This is a genomic window from Neptunomonas sp., assembly GCF_041601355.1.
GTDB lineage: Bacteria > Pseudomonadota > Gammaproteobacteria > Pseudomonadales > Balneatricaceae > Neptunomonas.
This window is the reverse complement of the sequence record NZ_JBFIIH010000043.1, coordinates 21,764-28,542: the sequence shown is the minus strand read 5'-3', so window position 1 is coordinate 28,542 and position 6,779 is coordinate 21,764. Positions and strand designations below refer to the sequence as shown.

Here is a 6,779-nt window from a genome sequence, read left to right as displayed (position 1 = left end):
TAATTCGGCATTTTTTGGATTGGAACGGCAGATTTATCGATTGAATGAGGCGGTTACAATTTTGGGGGTTCGTCTGATTCGTGACTTAACCCTGGCATCGCATATTTTTGAGGCGTTTCCACAGAGCGCTGAATGGACCAGTTTCTCTTTCTCACAAATTCATAGTCGTTCGATGCTGGTGGCAAGGTTTGCCCAGGATATCTGTCGTTCGGTTAAGGCAGACCGGCATATGCAAGGTCAAGCCTTTCTGGCGGGACTATTGCATGATTTTGGCATGATAATGTTGGCCTCGCACGATCCGAACGAATATCGTTTAGTAATGAATAAAGCCTCGGACCTTTCGCAGCCTTTATATGTTGTCGAAAAAATGAATATAGGTGTTTCGCATGCTGAAGCAGGTGCTTATCTGTTAGGTTTATGGAATCTGCCACCTAAAGTGATAGAAGCCGTGTTATTCCATCATTTTCCGGGCAGTTGTCCTTCCGGGGATTTTCAGCCACTAACGGCTGTGCATATAGCGGATGCGCTGTTGCCGTCTGTGAATAATGGTATAGGCTGTTCTGTTTCCAGCCAGTTAGCTATGAAATACATTGATAGGCTGGGCCTTAAATCTCACCTTAATCAGTGGGAAGTGATGGCAAGCGCCTATGCCGGAAAACTGCAGGATCCTGTCTGACGATTTCTATCGGTACCCATTTTGGTAAGTGTTAAGAGGCTGTGAGCCTCTTTTTTCTTTTTGATTGACCTGTCTTGCGTCACTGATAAAATGCGTCGCTCTGTTGGTATTCTCCCTTTTTAAAGAGTGACGAGGTTTTTAATGGCGCTATCTGATATTCAGCCCGAACGCTATGATCAATTGTTGGCCGAAAAGGTTGCAGGTGTGCGTGATAGTTTTGTCGACTTTATGATTCCTGATGTAGAGGTTTTCGCTTCGCCGAAGACCAATTACCGGTTGCGCGCTGAATTCAGAGTGTGGCACGAAGGTGATGATCTTTATTACGTGATGTTTGAGCCAGGGGACAATCGCAACCCGATACGGGTTGATACGTGTGAAATGGTTGCTCCACGTATTCGGGATGTCATGTTTGAGCTGATTGACGTGATTAAAGAAAATCCAGCCCTGCGGTTTAAATTATTTCAGGTTGATTTTCTCAGTACCCTGTCAGGTGAATTATTGGTCAGTTTGTTATATCACCGTCCGATAGATGACGCTTGGGCACAGCAGGTTGAGACACTCAGGGAGCGTTTTTCTATTGATGTGGTGGGTCGTTCGAGAAAGAAAAAGCTCATCATAGAGCGTGATTTCGTGATTGAAAAGCTCGATATAAATGGGCGGGTTTATGAGTATAAACAAGTAGAAAATAGCTTTACGCAGCCCAATGGTGAAGTGTGCAAAGATATGATTCGCTGGGCACTGGATGTTACAAAGGATGCGGGTGGGGATCTGGTTGAGTTTTATTGTGGCAGCGGCACTTTTACTATGCCCTTGGCGCAAAATTTCAAACGTGTGGTAGCCACGGAGATTTCTAAAACGTCGGTGCGGGCGGCAGAATACAATATTGAAGTTAATGGGATCACTAATCTGGATGTGCTGCGTATGCCTTCAGAAGATTTGACTCTGGTGCTGCAGGGTAAAAAAGAGACACGCAAGGTGGAAGGGTTGGATCTTGACAGCTGCCAGTTTTCGACAGTGTTGGTTGACCCTCCGCGTTCTGGATTAGATGATGAAACCGTTGCTCAGGTCACTGAATATGAACATATTGTCTATATCAGCTGTAACCCGGATACTCTGCGGGAGAATCTGAAAATAATTACTGCAACGCATAAAGTAGAGCGGTTCGCCGTATTTGATCAATTCCCTTATACGCATCATTTGGAATGCGGTGTATATCTGACCCGAAAATAAGGCCATGCTGATAGTTAGCTAATAATTGACTGGGGGTTAAGCACGTCTTCGGCAGATAATGGTTAGAAGTTTTTACTGAGACCTTTACACGAGTCGAAATTTTGTTTTCTGGCAAGGTAAAAGTACACGCACTAGGGGCGTTGATAGGTATAAATGACCGAATAAGTAGGTTTTTAACACCGCCAGAACGCAATGGAGCAATCGGGCAAAGGTCTCTGTTGATTTTTTATTAGGAGGAGGCTTACATGCTGGCATTGTTGAAAATAAAAGGATTTGTGGCGTTTGTCGGTATTGCCTTTATCAACGCATTTATCGATCTGGGTCATAAAATTATTGTTCAGAATACATTGTTCAAGTCATTTGACGGTTCTGAGCAGATTGTTTTAACCGCCATTGTTAATGCCCTGATTTTATTGCCTTTCGTTCTGCTTTTTTCGCCGGCGGGTTATCTATCAGACCGTTTTTCAAAACCTGCCGTGATGCGTTGGTCGGCGCGGATTGCTATCGTTATTACGTTATTGATCACCTTGAGTTATTACCAGGGCTGGTTTGAAGTGGCGTTCGCCATGACGTTATTTTTAGCGTTGCAAAGTTCGCTTTATTCGCCGGCTAAGTATGGATTTATTCGGGAGTTGGTCGGCGTTGACGATTTGGCTGCAGGTAATGCCTGGATACAATCGGCGACGATGGTCGCTATTTTGTCGGGTATTGTTGTGTTTTCGTTGCTTTTCGAAACACTGCTTTCTGGTTTGCTGGTTGCCGGTACTGATCCCGCTCTTATCTTGCAGTATATTGCTCCATTAGGGTGGGTGTTGGTAGCTGCTGCGATACTGCAAGCGGCATTAACACAGCGTTTACCAGATCAGCATACGGCGCGCACGGAGGTTTCATTTGACTGGCTGGCTTATCGTAATGCACAACTTCTTAAACAAAATTTACGTTTGATCATTCACTCTAAGCCGATCATCCAATCGATACTGGGTTTATCGCTATTCTGGACTATCAGTCAGATTATGCTGGCGGTTTTTCCCTCTTTTGCCGAAGTTACATTGCAGCAGAACAATACGTTTATCATTCAGGGCGCGATGGCGCTCGCGGGCATCGGTATTATGCTGGGTGCTGTGCTGGTCGGAAAGTTGTCGCCACACCGTATTAACAGAGGACTGATTCCTGTGGGTGCCGTCGGCGTTGCGCTGGGTGTTATTGCATTACCGTATGTAAGCTCTCTGGCTTGGGCGGCCGCTGACTTTTTATTGATTGGCGTGAGTGGCGCGTTAATGACGATCCCGTTAAATGCCTTGGTTCAATTTTATGCCCCACAAGACAAGATGGGTAAGGTACTGGCAGGTAATAACTTTATTCAGAATATAGCGATGTTCTCAGGGTTGATTTTAACCGTCATATTTTCGTTGCTGCAATGGAATGAGACCTGGTTACTCTATGGGCTCGGGGTATTAGCGTTGGTTGGTGTTATTCAGACTTACCCTGTGTATCGCAAATATCATAAAGTGGATGGATAAAACGGGTAGGCAAGCCATCGAAATCTATGCATAATAACTGACTATATTACTTGGTTATTAGTGATCAAGCCGTTTTACAGTGGAGAGAGTAATGCAAGCACCGGCAAAAGCTTCGGGTTTATCAGGGGTAAAATACATCATCGCCATTGCGTCCGGTAAAGGTGGCGTCGGTAAATCAACGACGACAGCGAATCTGGCATTGGCTTTACAGGCCCAGGGGATGAAGGTCGGGGTACTGGATGCGGATATCTATGGCCCTAGCCAGGGTATGATGCTGGGAATACCTTCCGGTACCCGGCCTCAGCCTGTCGGTGATAATGGTATGAAGCCTGTGATTGTGCATGGACTGCAGGTGATGTCTATCAGTCTTATGATTGATGAAAATACACCGATGGTATGGCGTGGTCCGATGGCAAGTGGTGCCTTGCAGCAGTTGATGACACAGACGCAATGGGAAAATCTTGATTTCCTGTTAATCGATATGCCGCCAGGGACCGGAGACATACAGCTGACGTTGGCGCAGAAAGTAGCGGTGGATGGTGCAGTGATTGTCACGACGCCTCAGGATATTGCTTTGCTGGATGCTAAAAGGGGTATCGAAATGTTCCGCAAAGTCGATATACCTGTGTTGGGTATCGTGGAGAATATGAGCACGCATATCTGTAGTCAGTGTGGGCATGAAGAGCATATTTTCGGTGCGGGCGGCGGAGAGCGTATTGCGCGTGATTACGATACTGAATTGCTCGGCTGTTTGCCGTTAACGCTGGAAATCTGCCAGCAGGCAGACTCCGGGAATCCTACGGTTGCCGCAGATCCGGACGGAGCCGTTTCACTGATCTATGCTGATATTGCAAAACAGCTGATGAGCAACGTTGAGCGCCAATCAGGCGGCGCTGCAAAAGCCCCGCAGATCAATATTGTTGAAGATTAAGCGCTGACTTGAATCAGTAGCGCTTGTAGCCGTATTTTCATCAGATAAATGCGGCTTTTTTGTCTGAAAAATACTATAATTGTTCGCTTTAATTTTTTTATTTTGCGGAAGGTGTGATGGGCATTAAATCAGATAGCTGGATTCGCCGTATGGCGCAGGAACATGAGATGATCTCTCCTTTCGAATCTCAACAGGTTCGTACTTCTGCAAATGGCGGTATTGTCTCTTATGGCACCTCAAGCTATGGCTATGATGTTCGTTGTGCAAATGAGTTTAAAATCTTTACGAACATCAACTCTACCATTGTTGACCCTAAAGATTTTGATGAAGGCAGCTTTGTCGATGTACAGTCGGATGTCTGTATTATCCCGCCGAATTCATTTGCGTTGGCGCGTACGGTTGAGTACTTCAAAATCCCGCGTGATGTGCTGACTATCTGTTTAGGTAAAAGTACCTATGCGCGTTGTGGCATTATCGTCAATGTCACACCCTTAGAGCCTGAGTGGGAAGGACATGTAACGTTGGAGTTTTCTAACACGACCCCTTTGCCTGCAAAAATATACGCTAATGAAGGCATTGCTCAGATGTTGTTTCTCGGTGCTGATGAAGTATGTGAAACATCTTATCGTGATCGTAACGGTAAATATCAGGGGCAGACTGGCGTAGTGGTGCCTCGTACCTGATGATGCAGCATCATAAGAAAAGTATAGAAGATTTCTGGCAGCAGCTGGAGTTGACCATTGATCAGCTGCTAAGTAGTCGCCAGGACAATCAGTTTGATGCGGATAGCTTGCTGTCTGAGTACCGTAACACCTTACATAAAATTGATGAAAACCTCACATTCCATTTTGAACGTGATGAAGATGACGGGCCTGTTGAAATGATTTTCGGTTGTGATGGTTACCCTGAGTCGATTCATTCAGTATTGAGCTTGGTAGGCGCCGCACCGGCTTTGAATGGTATTCGCTTTACAGCATTCAATCATCGTTATGATCCCATTCCAAACTATATCAATGTAGCAGATGAAGTCTGCGAACTTTCCGATTATTGGTATTCGTTGCATTCCATCGAGAATAAGCTTCATCTTACCATCTATATGCATGATGTCTCATTTATGCTGGATATTGATCCGAGAGTAGAGGCCGTGATGATTTTTCTGGATGCGTTGATCGGTGAGTTTGAGCTCATGACCCGTGTTTGGTCGCTGGATTGGCTGGAGCTTCCTGAAGATCCGGTTGATTTTCATCTGAGGCCATTGTCGGAACTACGCGAAGGTTTTGATCAGCTTAAGCACGCGGTATCACCTATCGGTATCACTATTCACTGATTTTCCCTTCATCGATTCTGTTGTTATTCACTACTGGTAGTCTGCAAGCGGATGATGTGACTAAACTTCGTCCGCTTGTTGTGATTCAATAACATTAAGACCATTTACTATTTTGAGAAGTCTGCATGAGCCAAACACTGAGCGATATTCTAGAGCGTGTTCGTAAAGAGTATCTACAACGAATGGATGCTAATCATTTTGCTCAGCCATTTTTGACAGCAGAAAAGTTATGTCATGAAAAGCTCTACCTGGATACAGATCTTTTAGCGCGAATTGTCAGTGAAGATCCAACCTTGCTGGCAACCAGAGCGAGTGATTTAATTGCAGATCCGAAGGAAAGAGATAATCCAGCGGTGGGTGCAATAATCAGTAGTAATATCGTCATGGCTGCATTAGAAAGCCTGTTGGCGCTGGCGGTTGGCAATAAATGGCTGGATGTTGATAATGACGGGCATATTCTGGTTGAAGAAACTGAATTGAATCCGCAGCGTAATTATGCAGTGACGGCTGATTATAGTCAGTCTGATACGGCTACAAAAAATCTCAGCAAAAAGGGTGTTAGTCTGTTAACAAAGATTTTTCAGGCTGCCGAGAGTGAGTTTCTTGAGCTGTTAGATAGCGAAGTGCATGATGCTTATCAGTTAGCACTTCAGGTATCCGGCAACTACGCGATTTTTTCACCTGAAGATATCGCGCCCTTAATTGCCGAGAATCCACTGCTACTTGGACTGAGGCCGGATGAAATGGTCGATGAAGAGTTGTTTGAAGGCGATCCGCCGGCGGGCATTATTATTAGTGGGCATTTGACACATATTTTATTGGATCAGTTATTAGAACTGGCAGAAGAAAAAGGTGCATTAGCGCAGGATGGGGCAGGGCATATCATTCTGCCTGAGGGTGACGATGATAATCCGATTATCCACTAAGGGTAAGGCGGGCTGATCAGAAACGGTGCAGTTACTGATCTTCTGTTGCATGTTGTTTTGTTCACATTGAGCATACATCTAAAGCCGGTTATAAAGTGTCCGGTTATAAAGAGCCCGGTTATAAAAACCCAAGTTATAAAAAAGCCCGATTTCTCGGGCTTTTTATTGA

The 6,779-nt window shown here is 45.1% G+C and carries 7 protein-coding genes; all 7 read left to right on the top strand.

Features of this window, described 5'->3' with window-relative positions:
* The coding region (locus tag ABY436_RS08955; protein WP_372738633.1) for an HDOD domain-containing protein at positions 1-676 on the top strand (676 nt) is incomplete at its 5' end.
* A gap of 141 nt (positions 677-817) precedes the next feature.
* On the top strand, positions 818-1,906 hold the full coding sequence (gene trmA, locus ABY436_RS08950; RefSeq protein ID WP_372738632.1) for a tRNA (uridine(54)-C5)-methyltransferase TrmA: 1,089 nt from the start codon (positions 818-820) through the stop codon (positions 1,904-1,906).
* Between the two features lie 245 nt (positions 1,907-2,151).
* Positions 2,152-3,426: an MFS transporter gene (locus tag ABY436_RS08945; protein WP_372738631.1), complete on the top strand. Its 1,275-nt coding sequence runs from the start codon at positions 2,152-2,154 to the stop codon at positions 3,424-3,426.
* Between the two features lie 91 nt (positions 3,427-3,517).
* Complete coding sequence (apbC, locus tag ABY436_RS08940) at positions 3,518-4,357, top strand: iron-sulfur cluster carrier protein ApbC (RefSeq protein WP_372738630.1); 840 nt, start codon at positions 3,518-3,520, stop codon at positions 4,355-4,357.
* Between the two features lie 116 nt (positions 4,358-4,473).
* Positions 4,474-5,040 (top strand): dCTP deaminase, encoded by a 567-nt coding sequence (gene dcd, locus ABY436_RS08935; RefSeq protein ID WP_090725701.1) that lies wholly within the window; start codon positions 4,474-4,476, stop codon positions 5,038-5,040.
* Positions 5,040-5,684 carry a hypothetical protein gene (locus tag ABY436_RS08930; protein WP_372738629.1) on the top strand — a complete coding sequence of 215 codons (645 nt, stop codon included), beginning with the start codon at positions 5,040-5,042 and terminating at the stop codon, positions 5,682-5,684. The genes dcd and ABY436_RS08930 overlap by 1 nt, the downstream gene beginning before the upstream one ends.
* Before the next feature lie 125 nt (positions 5,685-5,809).
* Complete coding sequence (locus tag ABY436_RS08925) at positions 5,810-6,610, top strand: hypothetical protein (RefSeq protein ID WP_372738628.1); 801 nt, start codon at positions 5,810-5,812, stop codon at positions 6,608-6,610.
* Positions 6,611-6,779 lie beyond the last annotated feature (169 nt).